The 20,883-nt window shown below is 64.2% G+C and carries 17 protein-coding genes and 2 riboswitches; of the genes, 11 read left to right on the forward strand and 6 right to left on the reverse strand.

From position 1 onward, the window contains the following. Positions 1-7: 7 nt before the first annotated feature. The 3 genes from fapE to PPL01S_RS17345 all read left to right on the forward strand — a co-directional run bounded on the left by fapE (position 8) and on the right by PPL01S_RS17345 (position 4,425). Entirely contained in the window at positions 8-754 is a 747-nt protein-coding gene (fapE, locus tag PPL01S_RS17335) for a fibril amyloid subunit FapE (protein WP_016392602.1), read from the forward strand. Positions 755-803: 49 nt separating this feature from the next. Further along, complete coding sequence (gene fapF, locus PPL01S_RS17340) at positions 804-2,084, forward strand: fibril amyloid transporter FapF (protein WP_016392601.1); 1,281 nt, start codon at positions 804-806, stop codon at positions 2,082-2,084. Positions 2,085-2,223: 139 nt separating this feature from the next. Then, positions 2,224-4,425, forward strand: a complete 2,202-nt coding sequence (locus PPL01S_RS17345) for an LTA synthase family protein (RefSeq protein WP_028625968.1) — start codon at positions 2,224-2,226, stop codon at positions 4,423-4,425. 213 nt (positions 4,426-4,638) lie between these two features. On the opposite strand, the gene PPL01S_RS17350 is transcribed toward PPL01S_RS17345, so the two are convergent. Continuing rightward, a complete protein-coding gene (locus PPL01S_RS17350) occupies positions 4,639-5,964 on the reverse strand; it encodes a sigma-54 dependent transcriptional regulator (protein WP_016392599.1) in 1,326 nt (441 codons plus the stop codon). A gap of 344 nt (positions 5,965-6,308) precedes the next feature. Here PPL01S_RS17350 and PPL01S_RS17355 point away from each other — a divergent pair, with 344 nt between their 5' ends. Beyond that, positions 6,309-6,575, forward strand: coding sequence for a hypothetical protein (locus PPL01S_RS17355; protein ID WP_016392598.1), 267 nt, complete (start codon positions 6,309-6,311; stop codon positions 6,573-6,575). Between the two features lie 105 nt (positions 6,576-6,680). Here PPL01S_RS17355 and PPL01S_RS17360 read toward each other — a convergent pair whose 3' ends face one another. From PPL01S_RS17360 to cobW, 4 genes are read right to left on the reverse strand one after another with little or no spacing between them, the layout of a single operon-like run. Next, positions 6,681-7,313 (reverse strand): vWA domain-containing protein, encoded by a 633-nt coding sequence (locus tag PPL01S_RS17360; protein WP_042156328.1) that lies wholly within the window; start codon positions 7,311-7,313, stop codon positions 6,681-6,683. Positions 7,314-7,348: 35 nt separating this feature from the next. Then, positions 7,349-8,350 (reverse strand): magnesium chelatase ATPase subunit I, encoded by a 1,002-nt coding sequence (locus PPL01S_RS17365; protein WP_028625970.1) that lies wholly within the window; start codon positions 8,348-8,350, stop codon positions 7,349-7,351. Position 8,351: 1 nt separating this feature from the next. Next, positions 8,352-12,113, reverse strand: coding sequence for a cobaltochelatase subunit CobN (cobN, locus tag PPL01S_RS17370; RefSeq protein ID WP_028625971.1), 3,762 nt, complete (start codon positions 12,111-12,113; stop codon positions 8,352-8,354). Between the two features lie 3 nt (positions 12,114-12,116). Continuing rightward, positions 12,117-13,184 carry a cobalamin biosynthesis protein CobW gene (gene cobW / locus PPL01S_RS17375; protein ID WP_016392594.1) on the reverse strand — a complete coding sequence of 356 codons (1,068 nt, stop codon included), beginning with the start codon at positions 13,182-13,184 and terminating at the stop codon, positions 12,117-12,119. A 100-nt stretch (positions 13,185-13,284) separates the two neighbouring features. Then, positions 13,285-13,493, reverse strand: a riboswitch (cobalamin riboswitch). A gap of 99 nt (positions 13,494-13,592) precedes the next feature. Then, positions 13,593-13,816, forward strand: a riboswitch (cobalamin riboswitch). A 96-nt stretch (positions 13,817-13,912) separates the two neighbouring features. Here cobW and PPL01S_RS17380 point away from each other — a divergent pair. From PPL01S_RS17380 to PPL01S_RS17410, 7 genes are all read left to right on the forward strand, one after another. Next, positions 13,913-14,098: a CbtB domain-containing protein gene (locus PPL01S_RS17380; protein ID WP_016392593.1), complete on the forward strand. Its 186-nt coding sequence runs from the start codon at positions 13,913-13,915 to the stop codon at positions 14,096-14,098. A 9-nt stretch (positions 14,099-14,107) separates the two neighbouring features. Continuing rightward, positions 14,108-14,800: a CbtA family protein gene (locus tag PPL01S_RS17385; RefSeq protein WP_016392592.1), complete on the forward strand. Its 693-nt coding sequence runs from the start codon at positions 14,108-14,110 to the stop codon at positions 14,798-14,800. Between the two features lie 17 nt (positions 14,801-14,817). Continuing rightward, positions 14,818-15,210, forward strand: coding sequence for a cobalamin biosynthesis protein (locus PPL01S_RS17390; RefSeq protein WP_028625972.1), 393 nt, complete (start codon positions 14,818-14,820; stop codon positions 15,208-15,210). A 32-nt stretch (positions 15,211-15,242) separates the two neighbouring features. Continuing rightward, on the forward strand, positions 15,243-15,995 hold the full coding sequence (gene cobM / locus PPL01S_RS17395) for a precorrin-4 C(11)-methyltransferase (protein ID WP_016392590.1): 753 nt from the start codon (positions 15,243-15,245) through the stop codon (positions 15,993-15,995). A gap of 68 nt (positions 15,996-16,063) precedes the next feature. After that, on the forward strand, positions 16,064-16,306 hold the full coding sequence (locus tag PPL01S_RS17400) for a DUF1272 domain-containing protein (RefSeq protein ID WP_016392589.1): 243 nt from the start codon (positions 16,064-16,066) through the stop codon (positions 16,304-16,306). Positions 16,307-16,512: 206 nt separating this feature from the next. Continuing rightward, complete coding sequence (locus PPL01S_RS17405; RefSeq protein WP_016392588.1) at positions 16,513-17,127, forward strand: response regulator transcription factor; 615 nt, start codon at positions 16,513-16,515, stop codon at positions 17,125-17,127. Between the two features lie 13 nt (positions 17,128-17,140). Then, entirely contained in the window at positions 17,141-20,401 is a 3,261-nt protein-coding gene (locus PPL01S_RS17410) for a transporter substrate-binding domain-containing protein (protein WP_016392587.1), read from the forward strand. On the opposite strand, the gene PPL01S_RS26055 is transcribed toward PPL01S_RS17410, so the two are convergent. Continuing rightward, positions 20,376-20,870: a methyl-accepting chemotaxis protein gene (locus tag PPL01S_RS26055; RefSeq protein ID WP_373271145.1), complete on the reverse strand. Its 495-nt coding sequence runs from the start codon at positions 20,868-20,870 to the stop codon at positions 20,376-20,378. The genes PPL01S_RS17410 and PPL01S_RS26055 overlap by 26 nt on opposite strands. Positions 20,871-20,883 lie beyond the last annotated feature (13 nt).

Here is a 20,883-nt window from a genome sequence, read left to right on the forward strand (position 1 = left end):
GCACCCCATGAAGACTTCATGCTGGCTTGCACTCGTTTGCCTGGCCGCCAGCCTGCCGACCCAGGCACAGACGTTCAAACCCATCGAGCTGAAGGACCAGGAGCTGGCCAACCTGCGCGGCCGTTATGTGCTGCCGGGGCGTATCGTCAGCTTTGGCGTGGTCATGACCAGCACCTGGCAGAACGCCAATGGCGAGGTGATCGGTGCCACATCGACGATGCAGATCCAGCATACGACGGTGCAACCGCAGTTCTATGTCTCGATGATCAATGAAAAAGGTACCGGCAGCTCGCAATCGCAACCCCCCGGAACCGGTACGGTAACCGGTGGCAGCGGGCTCAACACCACCGAAGGCGTGACCCAGGTGGTGCGTGCCGCCGGCGATTACAACTCGGCCTACAACGACGTCGGCATCACCGTCACCAAGGGCAACCAGGCGCCCACCAACCAGGCCCAGGGCCAGGCCCTGGCGGCAGGCACCACGCTGGTGGGCGCCAACGGCGCCGGCTCGCTCAGTGTTTCCGCCAGCGGTAATGGGGTGCAGCTCGGCATCGTCGCCAGCAACAACCAGGGCAGCACCTTGCAGCGACTGGGCCAGGGCGGGCTGATGCAGAACACCACCCTGCTCGGTGCTGGCAACCAGGTGCGCAACCTGACGCAGCTCAATGTCGTGCTGCGCGACAGCCCTGCCACGGCAGGCCCGATGAACGCCAATCTCGATCAGCTCAAAGGCCTTCGTAACGGCGGATACTGATCTACGCTCAGTCTCATCGCACAAAGTAGTCAGAAGGGACGGCTAACCCATGCATCGTTTGTCGACGTTGAGAGCTATCGTTTGTTTGAGTACCTTGGCTCCGGCCACTCTGCTACAGGCGGCAACCGACCCTCAGGTCGAAGCATTGAAACAAGAACTGATCGCGTTGAAACAACGCTATGAAGCCCAACAGAACGCGTTGATGGTGCTGGAACAACGCCTTCGCCAGGTAGAGGAAGCACCGCCGGCCGCTGCACCCAAGCGCTTGACCAAATCGCCTGCAGAAGGCGTCAAGGGCGCGCAGACCGTGGCTTCAGGGGCTCCAGGCACCAGCGGCAGCTCCTACGGGCAGTCGCTCAAGGAGGATTCGGAACCGGCGCAAAGCGTGTCCAACCTGTATGACGAAGCCAGTGGTTTCTTCGGTGGCGGCAAGTTCAGTGTCGAAACCGGCATCACCTATACCCACTACGACACCCGGGCGTTGACGCTCAACGGCTTTCTGGCACTCGACTCGATCTTCCTGGGCAACATCAACATCGACCGCATCAAGGCCGACAACTGGACACTGGACCTGACAGCCCGCTACAACGTCGATCAACGTTGGCAGTTCGATATCAACGTGCCGATCGTCTATCGTGAATCGACCTATTCCTCCGGGGGCGCCGGGGGGGCAGCCGGGGTAAGTTCCGATGGCACGGTAACCCGCGACCCGATGATTGGCGACGTCAACATGGGCGTTGCCTACAAGTTCCTCGACGAATCCGAAGACTGGCCGGACGCGGTCGCCACACTGCGGGTCAAGGCGCCTACCGGCAAGGACCCCTACGGCATCAAGCTGATCCAGGACACCGCCAACGACAACCTGGCGATCCCCGAAGACCTGCCGACCGGCAACGGCGTGTGGGCCATCACCCCAGGCATCTCGCTGGTCAAGACCTTCGACCCGGCCGTATTGTTCGGTAGCCTGTCATATACCTACAACATGGAAGACTCGTTCAGCGACATCAGCCCCACGGTCAACACCAAGGTGCCTGGCGACGTGAAACTGGGCGATTCGTGGCAGATCGGCGGCGGTATCGCCTTCGCCCTGAACGAAAAGATGAGCATGTCGTTCTCGGTCACCGATCAGTTCGCCCGCAAGAGCAAGATCAAACCTGATGGCAGTGACTGGCAGTCGATCAGCAACAGTGACTACAACGCCGCGAACTTCAACATCGGCCTGACTTTCGCCGCCAGCAACAACCTGACCATCGTCCCCAACCTCGCCATTGGCCTGACCGACGATGCGCCGGACTTCTCCTTCAGCCTGAAATTCCCGTACTACTTCTGATCAATGCCTGGCAGTACCGGGCCTGCCCTGCAGGCCTGGATTTAGTAACCAACCTTGTGCCAAACCGCTTTCCTGACACCGGGCTGTTATCATCTCGCATCGCTATGTGACGTTTTGATGGCAATTAAGGAAAGTTTTCGTGAAGAACCTGTTCGGCCACCCGCGTACCCGGCTCGTCGCCCTGGCAATCCTGGTGCTGGTGCTTCCGCTGGCTGCGCGCGCCCTCCTGGGCTGGTCCAATCCTCTCGGTTATCTGTCGGACCTGGCCATCGGCAGTCTGCTGGCGCTGGTGCTGCACCGCCGCGCGTGGTGGCTGACATTGCCAGTCCTGCTGGTTTGGGCCTTGCTCTGGGTAGCTTCGGCAGAGCTGGTGAGCGCCGTCGGGCGACTGCCGACCAGTGCCGACCTGGTTTACCTGGTTGACCCTCAATTCATGGAAAACTCCACCTGCGGTGGCCTTGCCCACCCGTGGTTGCCCTGGCTGCTGGCCGTTGCCCTGCTTGGCTGGGTAACGACCGCCTGGCGCAGTCGAGGCAAGCAGGGCCAGCCCTTGCCGCGCTGGGCCCTTGCCATCCCCGCACTGCTGTTCGGGCTGCATTGGGGCAGCCAGCAACTGGCACCCTCCGACGCCGACCAGTGGCGCCAGTACAACCTCTCCCACCAGTTGCTCAGCGCCGGCGTGGGCGACCTGCAGCGCCGCGCCCTTGTCTGGACCGGGCACGAACAACCGATCACACCCATGCCCACGATCGGCCTGACCCTTGCCGACCTCAATGGCCACAAGCTGCTGACCGCCCCCGGCAGCGCACGCAACCTGCTGATGATCACCGTCGAAGGCATTCCTGGCGCATACGTTCGGCCAAACCGCCAGGCCCTGAACAGCCGGTTCGACGAGGAGTTGATGCCCAATCTGAGCCGATGGGCCGAGCGCGGCATGAACACGCCCGACTACGTGCTGCACACCCACCAGACCATTCGCGGCCTGTACGCCATGCTCTGCGGCGACTACGACAAGCTGGCGAACGGCACCCCAAAGGGCATGGAACTGCTCACCCAGCAGCAGCGCAACCTGGCCTGCCTGCCGGCCCAGCTGCGCCAGGCAGGCTTCAGTACACACTACCTGCAAGGTGCCGGCCTGCGCTTCATGGCCAAGGACCGGATCATGCCCCACATCGGCTTCGACTCGGTGCACGGCCAGGAATGGTTCCGCAACGAAAACTACCTGGAGTTCCCTTGGGGCAAGGATGACCGGGCATTCTTCGAAGGTGCCCTGGACTACGTCGGGCAACTGCGCCAGCAGGATCGCCCGTGGATGCTCACCCTGCTGACCGTGGGCACCCACCAGCCATATTCGGCACCGGCCGACTACCTGGCACGATATGACACCGCCAAGCAAGCCGCCGTGGCCTACCTCGACGACGCGCTGGGGGCATTTCTCGACAACCTCGAACGCCAGGGCGTGCTAAAGGACACACTGGTAATCGTCACCTCGGACGAGTCCCACGGTATCGATGGGGTGCGCCTGGCCTCCTCGTGGGGCTTCAACCTGATGCTGGCGCCGGAGCAGACACAACTGCCGCGCCTCAAGCAGGGCACCTACGGCCACATCGACCTTGCCACTTCCTTGCTCGACTACTTCGCCTTGCCGATTCCAGCCGCGCTGGGCGGGCGCTCGCTGCTGCGCGACTATGACAGCGGGCGCGAGATGATTTCCTACACCAATGGCATGTTGCGTTACCACGATGGCCAAGGCGTATTGACGGAATGCGACTTCCAGCAACGCTGCCGCCGTTATGCAAGCCAAGGTTTCATTGCTGACCAGGCCCGTTACCTCGGCCCGGCCGACGATCGCACCGGCCCACAGCTGACCGCCCTGGCCGGGGCGCTCGACCAGTCGCTGTTGCACACGCACCTGAACCTGCGCTACCAGTTCGGTGGCCCCTCGGCCATCCCGTTGCAGGCGCGCATTCGCGATGACTGGGCTGACAACCTGATTGGTGCGCAGTACCTGGAAATGCCCGAAGGCTCGCATACCCGGGTGCGGGTCAAGGTGCGCGCACTCGATCGGCAACACGTTGCCTACATCCAGCTCAAGGCCAAGGAGCTGGAGCAGGATGTGCCGCTGGGCTTGCCCGAAGAGATCCGGGTAACGGCCGATGAACCGCTGGAGATGGAATTCGGCTTCGACAACCCCACCGTGCGCAAGGCATTTTCCTTCCACTTGCTGGGGTATGGCGGCGGTGAAGTGGAGATCAGCGATTTCAGCGTGATTACCGCGCTGCCAGGTGAAGAAGAGACGATCGATGAACTCTCGGACGGGCATGTCGCGCAGTCGAGCTGAGCATTGTGGGAGCAACTGTCTTGCCCATGATCTTGAAAACTGGTGCGAAACCCATGTGGGAGCCGGCTTGCCGGCGATAGGGCCCAGACAGCTTGTGCATGTGCTGGCCTCATCGCCGGCAAGCCGGCTCCCACAGGAGTCGAGTCAACTTCTGGAAGTTGATCAAGACGGTTGCCTGCACAGGTTTTCTGCAGCGTGTGTGGCCGCGCAAGGTCAGCGAATCTGGTGCTTGTGCAGCAATCGGTAGAACGTCGGCCGTGAAACCCCCAACACCTTCGCCGCGATGCTCAGGTTGTTGCTGTGTCTGTCGAGCACATCGCACAACGCCTGGCGCTCTGCACGGTGCTTGTAGTCCTCCAACGTGCTCAAGGGCTGATCCTCCTGCTCGAGCACATGCAAGCCCAGGTCCTGGGCTTCGATCTGCCGACCTTCGGCCAGCACCAGCCCTCGCCGCACCCGGTTGGCCAGCTCCCGTACATTGCCCGGCCAATTGTGACGCCCCATGGCAGCCAGGGCATGGTCACTGAAGGACCGCGGCCGGCGGCCGGTCTCCAGGCTGTAGAAATGCGAAAAATGGTTGGCCAGCATCGACAGGTCACCGTGCCGGTCACGCAAGGGTGCAGTCACCACCTGCAACACATTGAGCCGGTAATACAGGTCTTCCCGGAAGCGCCCCTGTTCGATGGCCTTTTCGAGGTCCACGTGGGTGGCGGCCAGTACCCGCACATCGACCGGAATCGGCTGGCTGCTACCGACCCGCTCGATGTGCTTTTCCTGCAGGAAACGCAGCAGATTGGCCTGCAACTCCAGCGGCAGGTCGCCAATTTCGTCGAGGAAAAGCGTGCCGCCGTGGGCCGCCTCGATCCGCCCTATCTTGCGCTGATGCGCGCCAGTGAACGCGCCCTTCTCGTGCCCGAACAACTCCGACTGGATCAGATGTTCAGGTATCGCCCCGCAGTTGATCGCTATGAACGGCATCTCGCGGCGCTGGGATTGGCGGTGCAACGTACGCGCCACCAATTCCTTGCCGGTGCCGCTCTCGCCTCGGATCAGTACCGGCGATTCGGTAGGCGCCAGTTTGCCCAGCAATTTTCGCAGCTCGAGTATCGGCCGGCTGTCACCCAGCAGTTCGTGCTCCAGGCCATCGACCGGCACCGCCCCCTTGCCCCGCAGGCGTGCCATGCCGAACGCACGTCCCAGGGTCACGAGCACGCGGGAAACGTCGAATGGCAAGGTGTGGAAGTCGAAGAACCACTCGCAGACAAAATCACCGACGTTCTGCATGCGCAGTTGCTCGGCATTGAGCACCGCGATCCATTCGGTATTGCTGCGCTTGATCAGGTCCTTGACCGCATCCGGGTGGCGCAGGTGCGATTCCTGCAAACGCAGCAGGCCGAGGTCGCATCGGTTCTCCAGCGCCAGCTCCAGGCTACAGCTGCGGACCTCCCAGCCTGCAGTCTCAAGGCCCGGCAACAAACGGTGACAATCATCGCAGGGGTCAACGATGAGCAAACGACGCAGCGCGGCGGTATCGTGCATGACCGTTCCTTGGCGCCAATTTATGGTTTTTTACGTGAAAACAGTAAGTTGCGGCGCCGATTTAACAGTAGCAACGAACTTGACGGTGCCCACTACCGTCTGTCTGCCCGATTCTGGCCAAAACAACCCAAGCGGGAATTTTTCAAATTTATTGACGTCACAGGCGGCACAGGACAATAAACCCCGTTCAAATTTGAAAAAAAATAACCACGCTGTGTGACTCCTCCCCCAACTTGGAGCATCAGTACGAATAACCCCGCACTGCAGATCGCGATGAGCTGAAGCGACGTAGCAGTAAACGCGGACCTTCATTACGCTGTTTGGGACCATAGAGAGACCGAATCATGAATGCACCGCTCCGTGTCAACGAAGCCCTGCTGATTGCCGACCACGCCTTCGAACCCTTCCAGTGCGTGGCCTGGGATGCGCCCAACGGTACGGGTGAGCTGAGCCTGGCCGTGATCGACCGGACAAGCACCCGTATCGGTAGCAAGCAAGTGTCGTCGCGTATCTATTCCGACCCGGCACAATGGGCATGCCTGATCGAGGAAGTGCGCGCCGAGTTGTGCGAGAAGGGATATGACCTGCAGCCCTGGTCAATGCCAAAATAATAGCAACCCTTGCTCTGCAAGTGCGTGCCCGCCACGCACTTGTGCAACTTTCCAACCCGCCTTCAAGCAACTTTCCTATTGCGGCAAAGTGTCGCGCCTATTACCTCATTCGGTGACCCGGGACTGTTCCAGGTGCTGATACTCGGCCTGCAGTTGATCGGCCAGTTGCCGCGCGCGCCCCAGGCGAACCGGCGCCAATTCCATGTCCACTACCAAGGTGGCACAAGGCAAGGGCTGCACATCTTTCCAACGTTGCAGCCGACCATCGGTAAACACCAGGCAGCGCTGAAACTCGTGCGGGCAGGCTTTCTGCCGCGCTTGCAACCAGCGACGAGCCTGCTCCAGCGCTGCAATCAACGGGGTTCCACCGCCAGCACCCAGGTTTTGCAACCAAGGTTGCAAGGCGGCCGACGCTTTCAGTCCCTGACGTTGCCATTGCGGCGCTCCACCGCTGGCGGTCATCAACGCCAGCCGAGCTCGCTGGCGATAAGCCTGGTCGAACAGCGCTGCCAGCAGGCCCTTGGCCTGGCCCAGCGCCTGGTGGCGGCGGGTCGAGGCCGACGCATCAACGATCACCAGCCACAACTCGCAGGCCTGACCCTGACGCTGCTGCCAACACAGGTCGCGGCGCTGCAGCGGGCGCCCCTTGAGCAAGGTCGCCAACCAGGCGACACGGCCTTTGCTCGCCGCCTGCGCGCGGCCACGGCTGGCACCGGACAGTTTTCCGGCACGTGGCATGGCATCCGTCAACTGATTGCCCGGTGGGCGGATGCTCAGGGCTTTTTTGCCCAGTCAGGCACCTCGCGCCTGGCACCACTGGTGACGGGTTGGGCTGGCAACGCCCCCCACTCCCCTTGTCCGCTCCGGCTTTGCGTATCGCGGCCGCTGGTTGGGGGCGGCGAGGGCTGGGCGCCGGTCTCGGGCGTGTGGCGACGCCGGTGGCGCAGGGCGAATTCCGCCACGGCCTCGACATCGGCTTCTTCGATCGCCTCGCCCCCACGCCAGGCACAATGGGCGCGGGCCGCGCGCAACCAGACCAGGTCGGCACGCAGGCCGTCGACCCCGGCGGCATAACAGCGCTCGGTGATCCAGGCCAGGGACTGGTCGTCCAGGGCAATCGCCGACAGCCCTTGCCGTGCGGCCTGACAGCGCTCGCGCAGTTGCGCCTGGGCTGCGGCCCATTGCTCGCAGAAGGCCTGCGGGTCGCTATCGAAGGCCAGGCGCCGGCGAATGATCTGCTGCCGCGCTTCGGGGGCCGGCAGCCCTTCGAGCACGACATTGAGCCCGAAGCGGTCGAGCAGTTGCGGGCGCAACTCGCCTTCCTCGGGGTTCATGGTGCCGATCAGGACGAAACGCGCACTGTGCCGGTGAGAGATGCCGTCACGCTCGACGCGGTTGGTGCCACTGGCGGCAACGTCGAGCAGCAGGTCCACCAGGGTATCGGGCAACAGATTGACTTCGTCGACATACAGCACCCCGCCGTCGGCCTGGGCCAGCACGCCGGGGGAAAACTGCGCCTTGCCCTGCCCCAGCGCGGCATCCAGGTCCAGGGTGCCGACCAGGCGTTCTTCGCTGGCGCCCAGCGGCAAGGTAACGAAAGGCCCTTCGCCGAGCAGGTCCGCCAGGCCACGCGCCAGGGTACTCTTGGCCATGCCGCGCGGCCCTTCGATCAGCACGCCGCCGATCTTGGGATCGATGGCGGTCAGGCACAACGCCAGCTTCAGCGCGTCGGCAGCGACCACGGCCGCCAGGGGAAATTGCACGGGTTCACTCATTTCAAGCCTGTTCCTCGCCATCGAGCAGTTGTTCCTCGAGCGCTTCGCGGTACTCGCCAGGCTGTTCCCAGAGCCCACGCTGCTGGGCTTCCAGCAAACGCTCGGTGAGGTCGCGCAAGGCCTCGGGGTTGTGCTGGCGCATGAAGTCGCGGGTCGCCGGGTCGAGCACATAGGCATCGGCCAGCGACTGGTAATGATGATCGTCGATCAGGTGCGTGGTCGCGTCGAAGGCGAACAGGTTGTCGACCGTCGCCGCCAGTTCGAACGCGCCCTTGTAGCCGTGGCGCTTGGCCCCGTCGATCCACTTGGGATTGAGCGCGCGCGCACGCATCACGCGGTTCAGCTCTTCCTTGAGGGTGCGGATGCGCGGACGGTCGAGTTGGCTGTGATCGCCGTGGTAACTCGCCACCTTCGTCCCGCCCAAGGTCTCGGAGGCTGCCAGCATGCCACCCTGGAACTGGTAGTAGTCATTGGAGTCGAGCAGGTCGTGCTCATGGTTGTCCTGGTTCTGCAGGACGGCCTGGACCTGACCCAGGCGCCGGGCGAACTGGGCGCGTGCCGGGGTACCCTCGTCGCTCGCGCCATAGGCGTAGCCGCCATGGTTGAGGTACACCTCGGCCAGGTCTTCGCGGTTGTGCCACAGGCGACCCTCGATGGCATTCTGCACGCCGGCGCCATAGGCACCGGGCTTGGCACCGAAGACCCGCCAGCCGGCCTCCCGCGCGGCCTGCTCGGGCGCCATGCCCTGGGCTTGCATGGCGTCGCGCTCGTGACGGACACGGGCGGCAAGCGGGTTCATGTCGGCAGGCTCGTCCAGCGCTGCTACCGCTTGCACCGCCGCATCGAACAAACGGATCAGGTTGCCGAAGGCATCGCGGAAGAATCCCGAGACCCGCAAGGTCACGTCGACCCGCGGGCGGTCGAGCAGGCTCAAAGGCAAGATCTCGAAATCGTCGACGCGCTGGCTGCCCGTGGCCCACACAGGTCGCACGCCCATCAGTGCCATGGCCTGGGCGATGTCGTCGCCACCGGTACGCATGGTGGCCGTGCCCCAAACCGACACACCGAGCTGACGCAGATGGTCGCCGTGGTCCTGCAGGTGCCGTTCGAGGATCAGGTTGGCCGAGGCAAACCCAAGGCGCCAGGCGGTCGTGGTGGGCAGGTTGCGCACATCCACGGTATAGAAGTTGCGGCCTGTGGGCAGCACATCCAGACGGCCACGGCTCGGTGCGCCGCTGGGGCCGGCCGGCACGAAACGGCCCGCCAGCGCAGCGAGCAACCCGTTCATCTCGGCCGGCCCACAGGCGTCGAGATCCGGGGCCACCTGCTCGCACAACGCGCACAGTACCGCCTGCACGGGTTGCCACTGCGGCTCGTCAGGCAATTGCAAGGTCGTGTCCAGGGCGTGTTCGATGAGCTTCAACGCGAACAGTTCGAGCCGTTCACGGGCGTCGCCGCAGGTACGCCATGCCTCTTCGCTCATCGCTTGCAATGGGGCCGGATGCGGACCGCTCCAGGGCTCGCCGAGGTCGCAGTCAAGCGGATCGAAGCCCAGGGCAAACGCCTTTGCCAGGGTGCGCAACAGGCTGGCATTGCCCGCTCGCCCGTCACCACGCTCCACCCGCAGCAAGGCCAGCAAGGTATCGAGCCGCAGCCGTGCCTGTGGCGATTGGCCAAACACGTGCAAGCCATCGCGAATCTGCGATTCCTTGAGGTCGCACAGGTAGGTGTCCAGGCGTGGCAACCACACCGCAGCATCTTCCAGCTGGCCTTCGAGCTGCAGTTCGCGGTCGATGTGGTTGGCCTTGACCAGTTCGAGGATATCGCGCTGAAGCTCGCGGGCGCGTCGCGGGTCGAGCAACTGCGCTTCGTAGAATTCGTCGGCCAGCCGCTCGAGATGGCGCAGCGGGCCGTAGGTTTCGGCCCGGGTCAACGGCGGCATCAAGTGGTCGATGATCACTGCCTGGGTACGGCGCTTGGCCTGGGCGCCCTCGCCCGGGTCGTTGACGATGAACGGATAGATATTGGGCAGCGGCCCGAGCAAGGCGTCAGGCCAGCACTCGGCTGACAGGCCCACGCCCTTGCCGGGCAACCATTCCAGGTTGCCGTGCTTGCCCACATGGATCACGGCGTCGGCGGCGAAGGCATGGCGCAGCCAGAAATGAAACGCCAGGTAGCCATGTGGCGGCACCAGGTCCGGGTCGTGGTACACGGCGCTGGAGTCTACCTGGTAACCGCGTGCAGGCTGGATGCCGACGAAGGTCAGGCCGAAACGAAGGCCGGCCACCATCATGCGACCGCTGCGGTACATCGGGTCCTGCTCGGGCGCGCCCCAGCGTTCTAGCACAGCCTGGCGGTTGTTGGCAGGCAAGCGCTCGAAGGCGGCCTGGTATTCCGCCAGACTCAGGCTTTGCGCGCATGGGCGCTGATCGAGGTGATCGAGATCGTTGGTCACGCCACCGAGCAACTGGTGGATCAACTGTGTGCCGCTGTGCGGCAGTTGCTCCAGCGGGTAGCCCTCGGCTTTCAGGGCCTGGAGAATGTTCAGGGCCGCAGCCGGGGTGTCCAGCCCGACGCCATTGCCGATGCGTCCATCGCGGGTCGGATAGTTGGCCAGCACCAGCGCCACGCGCTTCTGGCCATTGGGCAGGCGTGCCAGCTCTACCCAGCGTCGTGCCAGTTCGGCGACGAAGTCCATGCGCTCGGGGTGGGCCCGGTAGCAGACCACATCGGACTGGCTGCGCTCGCTGCGCCAGGCCATGTCCTTGAAACTGACCGGCCGGGTGATGATGCGCCCATCCAGCTCCGGCAAGGCAATGTGCATGGCCAGGTCACGGGCACCCAGGCCTTGCTCGCTGGCTTGCCATCCCGGCTGGTTGTCCTGTGCGCAAATGGCCTGGAGCACCGGAATGTCGCGGCGAAACGGGCGCAGGTTGGGGCGCTCGGGGCTGGACAAGGCAAAACCGGTGGTGTTGATGATCACCTCGGCACCGACCTCGTCCAGCCACTGCTCCACCTGCTCCAGGCAGCCACTTTCCTTGAGGCTGGCGACCGCAATGGGCAACGGGTTGAGCCCCGCTGCCTGCAAGCGCTGGCAGAACACATCGATGAAGGCGGTATTGGCCGCCTGCAAGTGCGAACGGTAGAACAGCAGCGGCGCCACCGGATGCTCGGGGTTCCACTGCGCGAACCAGTGCTCGAGCGTGGCGCTGGTCTCGTTGGGGTGATACACCGAGGTGCGTGGCAAGGGTTGCGGTTCGTCCCAGGCGTAATCACGGCCAAGCCAAAGGCCTGCCAGGCAGTTGAACAGGTTGACGGCATTGGCTCTGCCGCCCTGGCGCAGGTAGTGCCAGAGGCGATCCGCCTCGGCACCGGTCACCGTGCCCAACCCGGTCAGCTCCGGGTCCGGGCGGTCGTCGCCCGGCACCATGATCAGCTCGACCCCTCGCTCGGCCAACGCGACCAACTGCTCGACGCCGTAGCGCCAGTAGCCGACGCCGCCATGCAACGACACCAGTATCACCTTGGCGTGGCGCAGCACCTCTTCCACATACAGGTCGACCGAGGCATGGTTCTGCACCTGCATCGGATTGGCCAGGCGCAGGCTGGGGAAATCATCCGGCAGTTGCTCGGCGGTTTCGGCGAGCAACGCCAGGTGCGAATCGCCGCTGCAGAGGATCGCCAGCTCGGCAGGCGTCTGGCCGAGGTCGGCAATGCTGTCGTCCGGCACGAAGCCGCCGGGCTGGGTCCGCAGCAAGTGCATGGGTCAGGCGCCCAGGGCCTGGCGCAGGCGCGCTTCCAGCTGCGCGGCATCGAGGTCCTGGCCGATCAGCACCAGGCGCGTGATGCGCGGTTCGTCGGCGCGCCAGGCACGGTCGAAGTGTTTGTCGAAACGGGTACCCACGCCCTGTACCAGCAGGCGCATCGGCTTGCCGGGAATGGCGGCGAAGCCCTTGGCGCGAAGGACGCCGAATTCCACCACCAATTGCGTCAGGGCATCGAGCAGAAGGCTCTCGTCGGCCTCCGGCAGGTCGATGGAGATGGAGTCGAAGGCATCGTGGTCATGGTCGTCATGATCATCACCGTCGTGGTGCGAGTCGTGGTGAGTGCGGCGGCCGTCAATATGCGCCTCGGACTCGGCGCCCACGCCCAGCAGGACGTCCAGCGGCAGGCGGCCACTGCTGGCCTCGATCACCTTGACCGCTGGCGGCAGCTCCTCGACCACTTCGGCGCGGACCTTGGCCAGGCCTTCGGCGTCGATCAGGTCGGCCTTGTTCAGCACCACAAGGTCGGCGCTGGCCAACTGGTCGGCGAACAGCTCATGCAGTGGGGATTCGTGGTCAAGATTCGGGTCGAGCTTGCGCTGGGCGTCGACCTGGTCCGGGAAAGCGGCGAAAGTGCCGGCGGCCACGGCCGGGCTGTCGACCACGGTGATCACCGCGTCGACGGTGCAGGCCGTGCGGATTTCCGGCCACTGGAAGGCTTGCACCAACGGTTTGGGCAAAGCCAGGCCGCTGGTTTCGATGAGAATGTGGTCCAGGTCGCCGCGGCGGGCAACCAGTTCGCGCATGACCGGGAAGAACTCTTCCTGCACAGTGCAGCACAAGCAGCCGTTGGCCAGTTCGTAGACGCGGCCGACGGCCTCTTCCTCGGTGCAGCCGATGCTGCATTGCTTGAGAATCTCGCCATCGATACCGAGCTCGCCGAATTCGTTGACGATGACCGCGATGCGGCGGCCCTGGGCGTTGTCGAGCATATGTCGGAGCAAGGTGGTCTTGCCCGACCCGAGGAAGCCGGTGACGATGGTGACGGGAAGCTTGGCCAGTGTTCTCATGTCGCGTTGCCCTTGGCAGGTTGGCGCGGGCATGCGGCACGAAAGCCGCGGACCAGGTCGGCCGGGCTCGTTCGCCACCGGATCACCCCGCCCGGTTGAAAGTCGAAAACGTGACGAGGCAGGTCTCCTGGCTTGCACCGTTCAGCCCCGATCGATCGGGGCTGGCGGGATGACGCCTTCCCGCGCCGTGAGCGCAGTGGCTGTGTCGATCCGTTGCCGGTGCCTACAGTTGCGGGGGCAGCCGCGGCTTGTACCGCGTTCCCGTCTTAGCTTCGGCCTGGCCGAAGAACCTCGAAGCGGCAAGGCTACGCGGGGGGTGGCGGGTGGTCAACTGATGGGATGGGTTTTGTGCAGCCCAATCACCGGTAACAAAATGCAACCGATTGACGCAAGCCCAGCCCCGTGCTCTCCTTACCCCTGCGTTCAGGTGCCCCTTCGGGGGTGAAACGGGAAACCGGTGAGTCACAGTCCCTCGAGCAGGGTCGGACAAGGCCGGTGCTGCCCCCGCAACGGTAAGCGAGCGAAGCGTCTAGACCACTGTGCCACGTCGTTCGGCATGGGAAGGTGACGCTTTTCAAGGAGCCCTGCTCCTCCTCGCAAGCCCGGAGACCGGCCTGACGTCACATGAACACCCCGCGGTGGGCGGGCGCTGTCGCATTCCCTCGGGCGCATCGCGCCCGGGGCTGCCGCGCTTGCCCGTTGAACCCAAGACAACAGAGGATCGCGTCATGCCCATCACCAGCGCCAAGCACAGCATCGCCACCCCCGTCACCCTCAGCCAGCGCGTCGTCATTGCCCTTGGCGCCAGCCTGCTGGGCCTGTGCCTGGTCTACTTCGCCGGTTTCTCGCACATCGAGGCCGTGCACAACGCCGCCCACGATACCCGCCACAGCGCCGCATTCCCCTGCCACTGAGGCCAGCAGATGATCAAGCATATTGCCCGCACCGCCGGGTTCAGTGGCCTGCTCGCTGCCTTGCTGCTGACCCTGCTGCAAAATTTCTGGGTCGCACCGCTGATTCTCCAGGCAGAAACCTACGAGTCGGCAGCACCCGCCGCCGAGCATCACAGCCATGACGGCGAAGCCGTTGCTGCTCATGAACACAGTGCTGAGGCCTGGTCGCCGGAAGATGGCTGGCAGCGCATCCTTTCGACCACCGGTGGCAACCTGGTGGTGGCCGTCGGCTTCGCCTTGATCCTGGCTGCCCTGTACAGCCTGCGCGAACCCAATCGGGTCGGCACCGGTGCACTGTGGGGCCTGGCCGGTTTCGCGGTGTTCTGCCTGGCACCGACCTTGGGCCTGCCGCCCGAGTTGCCAGGTACCGCCGCAGCCGAACTGGGCCAGCGTCAGAGCTGGTGGGTCGGCACTGCAGCCGCCACTGCACTGGGCCTGGCAATGCTGGTGTTTGCCCGGCACTGGCTGCTCAAGGTTGCCGGCGCGGCACTGCTGGTGGTGCCCCATGTCATTGGTGCGCCGCAACCTGAGGTCCACCAAAGCCTGGCGCCCGAAACGCTGGAAGCCCAGTTCAAGATCGCGTCGTGGGTCACCAACGCTGTGTTCTGGCTGGCCCTGGGCCTGCTCAGTGCCTGGTTCTACCGCCGCTCCCGACACGCCTGATGACCCTCGATACACCGCTGCCGGCGCTGTATGCCGGCTTCGGCTGCCGTCGCGGCTGCCCGGCCGATGTCCTCGACAGCCTGTTGCGCCAGTCCCTGTCCAGCCAGGGACTGCCGCTGGCCGCCTTGCACGGCATTGCCAGCATCAGCCTGAAGGCCGATGAACCGGGGCTGCAGCAGCTGGCCCGGCGCCTCGGCTTGCCCTTGGTGCTGTTCGACGCAAGCCAGCTGCAAGCATTCGAATACGCGCTGAGCCATCGCTCGCCGCTTGCCTACTCGCACAGTGGCTGCTGGGGTGTCGCGGAAAGCACCGCACTGGCCCTGGCCCACCGCGAACTCGGCTCGGCCAGGTTGCGAGTCACGCGGCAAAGCCAGGGGCCGGCTACCGTCGCCCTGGCCTGCGGCGGATAATCGCTTCAACCATTCTTCTGCAAGGAACTTCCATGACGGTCTACTTCATCGGTGCCGGCCCTGGCGACCCGGAACTGATTACAGTGAAGGGGCAGCGCCTGATCCGGCAGTGCCCGGTCATCATCTACGCCGGCTCCCTGGTACCGGCCGCAGTACTCGAAGGCCACCACGCCGAGACCGTGATCAACAGCGCCGAACTGCATCTGGAACAGATCATCGATGCGATCCGTGCCGCCCATGCGCAGGGCCAGGATGTCGCGCGTGTTCACAGTGGCGACCCCAGCCTGTATGGCGCCATCGGCGAACAGATCCAGCGTCTGCGTGAACTGGGGATCGACTACCAGATCGTCCCGGGCGTCACCGCGACAGCCGCCAGTGCCGCATTGCTCGGTTGCGAGCTGACCCTGCCGGATGTGGCGCAGACGGTCATCCTGACTCGCTATGGCGACAGCTCGCCCATGCCGGCGGGCGAAAAACTGAGCGACCTGGCGCGCCATCGCGCGACCCTGGCCATTCACCTCGGGGTCAGGCATCTGCCCCGGATCGTCGAGGAACTGCGCCCCCACTATGGCGCTGACTGCCCTGTCGCCGTGGTTCATCGGGCCACCTGGCCGGACCAGGACTGGGTTCGCGGTACCTTGGCCGACATCGTCGAGCAGGTCGCGGCAAAGGGCTTTCGCCGTACCGCGCTGATCCTCGTCGGCCACGTGCTGGGCGACGCGCCGTTTGCCGCCTCGGCTCTGTACCGCGCCGGCCACGCGCATCTCTACCGCCCCGGCGAGTGAGCATTGCCAATGGCAGGCCAGCCATAGCAGACTCCGGGCTTTATCCTCTTAATAACGGAGTCGCGCCCATGCTGGAACTACGCCCCAATTGCGAATGCTGCGATGCCGACTTGCCGGGCGACAGCTGCGAGGCGTTCATCTGTTCGTTCGAATGCACGTTCTGCCGCAACTGTACCGAAACGCGCTTGCAAAGCCGTTGCCCGAACTGCTCTGGCCAGTTGCTGCCGCGCCCGACACGGGTTGGCCTTGCGTTGACTGACAATCCTGCTTCGACGCATCGCGTGCGCAAACCCCATCCCGCCTGCAAGTGATCACCCGCCATCGCCATGCCTGGCGATGGCTTCCTTGACGTGTTGTAGGATTTTTCTACAACACCGACACACTTGTTCAACAGTTCTATACTCGCCATTACCAAGGAACCGGAATGGTCGTATCGTGCTGCGCTGCAGAAATAACTTGCAGACGTATTCCTGATTCTTCACAGGAAACGGACCACATTCCGACAGGAGTTAACTTCATGACAACTGTGTTGATCGTCGACGACCACCCCATCGTCAGACTGTCCATGCGCCTGCTGCTGGAGCGTGAGCGCTTCCGCGTGGTTGGCGAGGTAGGCAACGGCAGCGAAGTGGCACAGGTGGCACGCGACCTGCGCCCCGATGTGGTGGTGCTGGACATCGGCCTGCCGGGCCTGGATGGCATGGAGGTCATCAAACGCCTTCAGCAGCTGGAGCCTTCGCCCAAGATCATGGTCCTGACCGGCCAGGCGACCGACCTCTACGTGCGCCGTTGCCTGGACGCCGGCATTGGCGCGTTCGTGACCAAGGATGAGGACCATGAAGCGTTGATCTTCGCGCTCAAGGCACTGATCAAGGGCTATTCCACGTTTCCGCAGATGTCGGTCAACAGCAATACCCTGGACAGCGAACCCAGACGCCTGGAGAGCCTGTCCAACCGGGAGATGGAAGTGCTGCGACGCCTGGCACGGGGCGAGAACAACAAGCACATCGGCAGCAGCATGAACCTCAGCGCCAAGACCATCAGCACGTACCGGGGGCGCATCATGGAAAAGCTCAAGACCGAATCGTTGGTGGAAATGGTCGACCTGGCCAAGCGCAACCACGTCAGCTGAGCGCTACGCCGCCATGAATCGCTTATCGGCCGGCCTGCTCCTGCTCCTGAGCCTGGCCTGCTGCCCTCTGCCAACGCTCGCCGATGCCGAGCCACGCCAGTTGCTGGCGCGTGCCACCAGCGCCACCCAGCCCCTGCACCTGGACAGCCAGGACCGTCAGTGGCTGCAGCAGCGTAAAACCCTGTTGCTGGGCACTTCGCGCCCCGACTATCCACCCTTCGAAATCAACATCAGCCCAGCCGACTACGAAGGCCTGAGTGCCGACTTCGCCGGGCTGATCAGCGAGCAGCTGGGGATTGCGGTGGAAGTCAGGCGATTCTCCAGCCGCCATGAAGCGATCACCGCCCTGCGCGAGGGCAAGATCGACCTGCTGGGCAGCTCCAACGGCTTCGAGGCTGCCGATGCCCAGCTCAGCCTCAGCTTGCCCTACGCCGACGACCTGCCGGTGATCGTCACCCGTGAAGGTCGCCCCTTGAAGAACAACCCAGGTCTCGCCGGCCTGCGCCTGGCGATGGTCGACCACTATTTGCCTGGCGAAACAGTCCGCGCGCTTTATCCCAATGCACAGCTGAGTCTGTACCGTTCGACCGTGGCAGGCCTGGCCGCCGTCGAGCTGGGCGAAGCGGACGCCTACCTGGGTGATGCCATCAGTACCGACTTCCTCATCGGCAAGAGCTATCAGGGCACAGTGAAGATCGATCATTTCTGCCAGACGCAACCCGGCACTTTTTCATTCGCCCTGGCCAACGACAACCCACGCCTGCATCGCCTGATCGATGCGGCCCTGGACAGGATCACCGAAAGCGAGCGCCTGACCATCCTGCGGCGGTGGACCAGTGGCAACACCAGCCTCTTGCTGGAGCGCCACCTGTCTGCGCTGACCGATGAAGAAAAAGCCTGGATCGAGCGCCATCCCACGGTCAGCGTGCTGGTGGACCCGGCGCTGGCACCCCTGACCTTCAACGACGCCCAGCAACGCACCAGCGGCATCACCGTCGACCTGCTCAAGCAGATCACCTTGCGCACCGGGCTGCAGTTCAGGTTCATGGAGCGCCCTGCCGTGCAGACCATGGTCGAGCAGGTGTCCCGCGGCGATGCACAGATGATCGGGGCGCTGGGCTATGGCGCCGACCGCTCCAACCAAGTGCGCTTTACCCGACCCTACCTGGTCAGCCCCAGGGTACTGGTGACGCGCAACCAGGCGACATCGACCGGCCGCGACCTCGATGGCAAACGCATCGCCCTGCTACGCGGCTCACCATTGCGCGACGATGTGCTGCGCCAGTTTCCCAAGGCCCAGGTGGTCGAGGTATCGAACCCCTTGGCGCTGATGGAAGCTGTGGCCAACGGCGATGCCGATGTGGCCTACAGCAGCCATATCAATGCCACATACTACATCAACCATGTATTCAAGAACCAATTGCGCATTGCCGGCATCCTGGGTGACGACCCGGCCATCGCGGCGTTCGCCGTCGCCCCGGACCAGCCCCTGTTGCAGTCCATCCTGGACAAGGCCCTGCTGAGTATCCCGCCGGAAGAACTGGATCAGTTGATCAACCGCTGGCGTACCAGTTCGCTGGTCAGTGACAGCCAATGGCGCAACTACCGCACATTGGCCCTGCAGGTACTGGTGCTCGCGGCCTTGCTGTTGGCCGGCGTGGTGTTCTGGAACAGCTACCTGCGCAAGTTGATCCATCAGCGCACCGAAGCCCAGCATGCCTTGCAGGCGCAACTGGCCCTCAGCCGCGGCCTGCTCGAGCAACTGCGCCAGGCCAAGGACGATGCAGAACTGGCCAGCCAGACCAAAAGTACCTTCCTGGCCACCATGAGCCATGAAATCCGCACGCCCATGAATGCGGTGATCGGCTTGCTCGAACTGGCCATGGAAGACAGCGGCGCCGGACGCTGCGACGCCGAGACGCTGCGCACCGCCCATGACTCGGCGGTCGGCCTGCTGGGGCTGATTGGCGACATCCTGGATATCTCGCGCATCGAATCAGGGCACATGACCCTGCAGCCTGTGGCCACCGACCTGGTCGACCTGGTATGCGGCACCCTGCGGGTGTTCGAAGGCAACGCGCGCAGCAAGGGCATCCACCTGCACAGCGAGCTGCCGGCCGGCTCCGCCTGGGTACTGGCTGACCCGCTGCGCATCAAGCAGATCCTGTCCAACCTGCTGAGCAACGCGATCAAGTTCACTGACCGCGGCGAAGTGCATACCCACTTGCAGCTGACGACCCAAGACAACGAGGTGCGGGTGCAGTTGTGCGTGCGCGACACAGGGATCGGCATTGGCGTGGCAGACCAGGCCCGGCTGTTCAGTGCCTTCGCCCAGGCCGAAGGCCCACGGGCGCATCAGGGCGCCGGCCTGGGCTTGGTGATCAGCCGAACCCTGGCCGAGCTGATGGGCGGCGAACTGCACCTGCAAAGCGTCGAAGGCGTGGGTACCCGGGTCAACGTCATGCTGCAACTGCCCGCCAGCGTCGCGCCCCCGTCCGTCGAGGCCGACGTGCCCGACCAGGCGCACGAACGCAAGTCACTCGACATCCTGGTGGTCGATGACTACCCCGCCAACCTGATGTTGCTGGAAAAGCAGCTCAATACCCTGGGGCACCAGGTCACCCTGGCCGAACATGGCGCAGTGGCACTGGCCTTGTGGCAAGAGGGGGCTTTCGACCTGGTCATCACCGACTGCAGCATGCCGGTGATGGACGGCCACGAGCTGACCCGCAGGATTCGCCAACTGGAGCAGGCGCGCGAGATGCCACGCTGCAGGATCCTCGGCGTCACCGCCAACGCCCTGGCCGAAGAGCGCGCGCGCTGCCTGGCCAGCGGGATGGACGACTGCCTGTTCAAACCGATCGGCCTGCGGACCCTGAAGATGCACCTGCCACAGGTGCCCATCGACGCAAGCACAGCCCCCACGCCCAGCGGCTTCCACCTCGGGCAACTGCGCCACCTGACCCAGGACGACCCGACACTCACACGGCACCTGCTCGAACAACTGGCGCAGAGTGCCAGTGAAGACCTCGCTGCGCTGCGCGCACTGGGTGCCACGCCGGACGACGACAGCCTGGGCCGCCTCGCCCACCGAATCAAAGGCGGCGCCAAGATGCTCAAGGTGCGTGGGGTCGTGAGCGATTGCCAGGCCATCGAGCGGGCCCAGGCTCAGGGCCTGCCCACCCAGGCGCTCAGGCGACAACTGGAAAACAGCTTGCTGACCCTGCAGCGCGAGCTGGCCGATTCCCTCAGTGCAATTGCAGCGTCGAGCTGATCTGGCTGATGGCCTCGACCACGTGGCGCGAGCCCTGCTGAATTTCCATGATCACGGTCCCGGCTTCGTTGGCCAGGGCCACGCCTCGCCCGGTGCGTGACAGGCTCGAATGCATGCTGGCCACCGCCGTCTGTGAAAGGTCATGGTTCTGGCGCACCACATCGACGATTTCCAGGGTAGCCTTGCTGGTGCGCGCAGCCAGGCTGCGCACCTCGTCAGCGACCACGGCAAAGCCACGGCCATGCTCACCGGCACGGGCCGCCTCGATGGCGGCGTTCAGGGCCAGCAGGTTGGTCTGGTCGGCAATGCCGCGGATGGTCTGCACGATCTGCCCGATCACGTCCGACTGCTTGCTCACCGCATCGATGCTGCGCGCGGCGTCATTGAGCTCCTGGGAAATCTGCTCGATCACCTGGACGGTCTGCTGTACCACCTCGGTGCCTTTGCGCGCGCACGCGTCAGTCTGCACCGAACTGGCGTGG

This window comes from Pseudomonas plecoglossicida NBRC 103162 = DSM 15088, from assembly GCF_000730665.1.
Taxonomy (GTDB): domain Bacteria; phylum Pseudomonadota; class Gammaproteobacteria; order Pseudomonadales; family Pseudomonadaceae; genus Aquipseudomonas; species Aquipseudomonas plecoglossicida.

Excerpts from the sequence above, each read along its gene's own strand:
- fapE (WP_016392602.1), top strand. The coding sequence starts at position 8 with ATGAAGACTTCATGCTGGCTTGCACTCGTTTGCCTGGCCGCCAGCCTG.
- fapF (WP_016392601.1), top strand. The coding sequence starts at position 804 with ATGCATCGTTTGTCGACGTTGAGAGCTATCGTTTGTTTGAGTACCTTG.
- PPL01S_RS17350 (WP_016392599.1), bottom strand. The coding sequence starts at position 5,964 with ATGCACGATACCGCCGCGCTGCGTCGTTTGCTCATCGTTGACCCCTGC.
- PPL01S_RS17355 (WP_016392598.1), top strand. The coding sequence starts at position 6,309 with ATGAATGCACCGCTCCGTGTCAACGAAGCCCTGCTGATTGCCGACCAC.
- PPL01S_RS17360 (WP_042156328.1), bottom strand. The coding sequence starts at position 7,313 with ATGCCACGTGCCGGAAAACTGTCCGGTGCCAGCCGTGGCCGCGCGCAG.
- PPL01S_RS17365 (WP_028625970.1), bottom strand. The coding sequence starts at position 8,350 with ATGAGTGAACCCGTGCAATTTCCCCTGGCGGCCGTGGTCGCTGCCGAC.
- cobN (WP_028625971.1), bottom strand. The coding sequence starts at position 12,113 with ATGCACTTGCTGCGGACCCAGCCCGGCGGCTTCGTGCCGGACGACAGC.
- cobW (WP_016392594.1), bottom strand. The coding sequence starts at position 13,184 with ATGAGAACACTGGCCAAGCTTCCCGTCACCATCGTCACCGGCTTCCTC.
- PPL01S_RS17380 (WP_016392593.1), top strand. The coding sequence starts at position 13,913 with ATGCCCATCACCAGCGCCAAGCACAGCATCGCCACCCCCGTCACCCTC.
- PPL01S_RS17385 (WP_016392592.1), top strand. The coding sequence starts at position 14,108 with ATGATCAAGCATATTGCCCGCACCGCCGGGTTCAGTGGCCTGCTCGCT.
- cobM (WP_016392590.1), top strand. The coding sequence starts at position 15,243 with ATGACGGTCTACTTCATCGGTGCCGGCCCTGGCGACCCGGAACTGATT.
- PPL01S_RS17400 (WP_016392589.1), top strand. The coding sequence starts at position 16,064 with ATGCTGGAACTACGCCCCAATTGCGAATGCTGCGATGCCGACTTGCCG.
- PPL01S_RS17405 (WP_016392588.1), top strand. The coding sequence starts at position 16,513 with ATGACAACTGTGTTGATCGTCGACGACCACCCCATCGTCAGACTGTCC.
- PPL01S_RS17410 (WP_016392587.1), top strand. The coding sequence starts at position 17,141 with ATGAATCGCTTATCGGCCGGCCTGCTCCTGCTCCTGAGCCTGGCCTGC.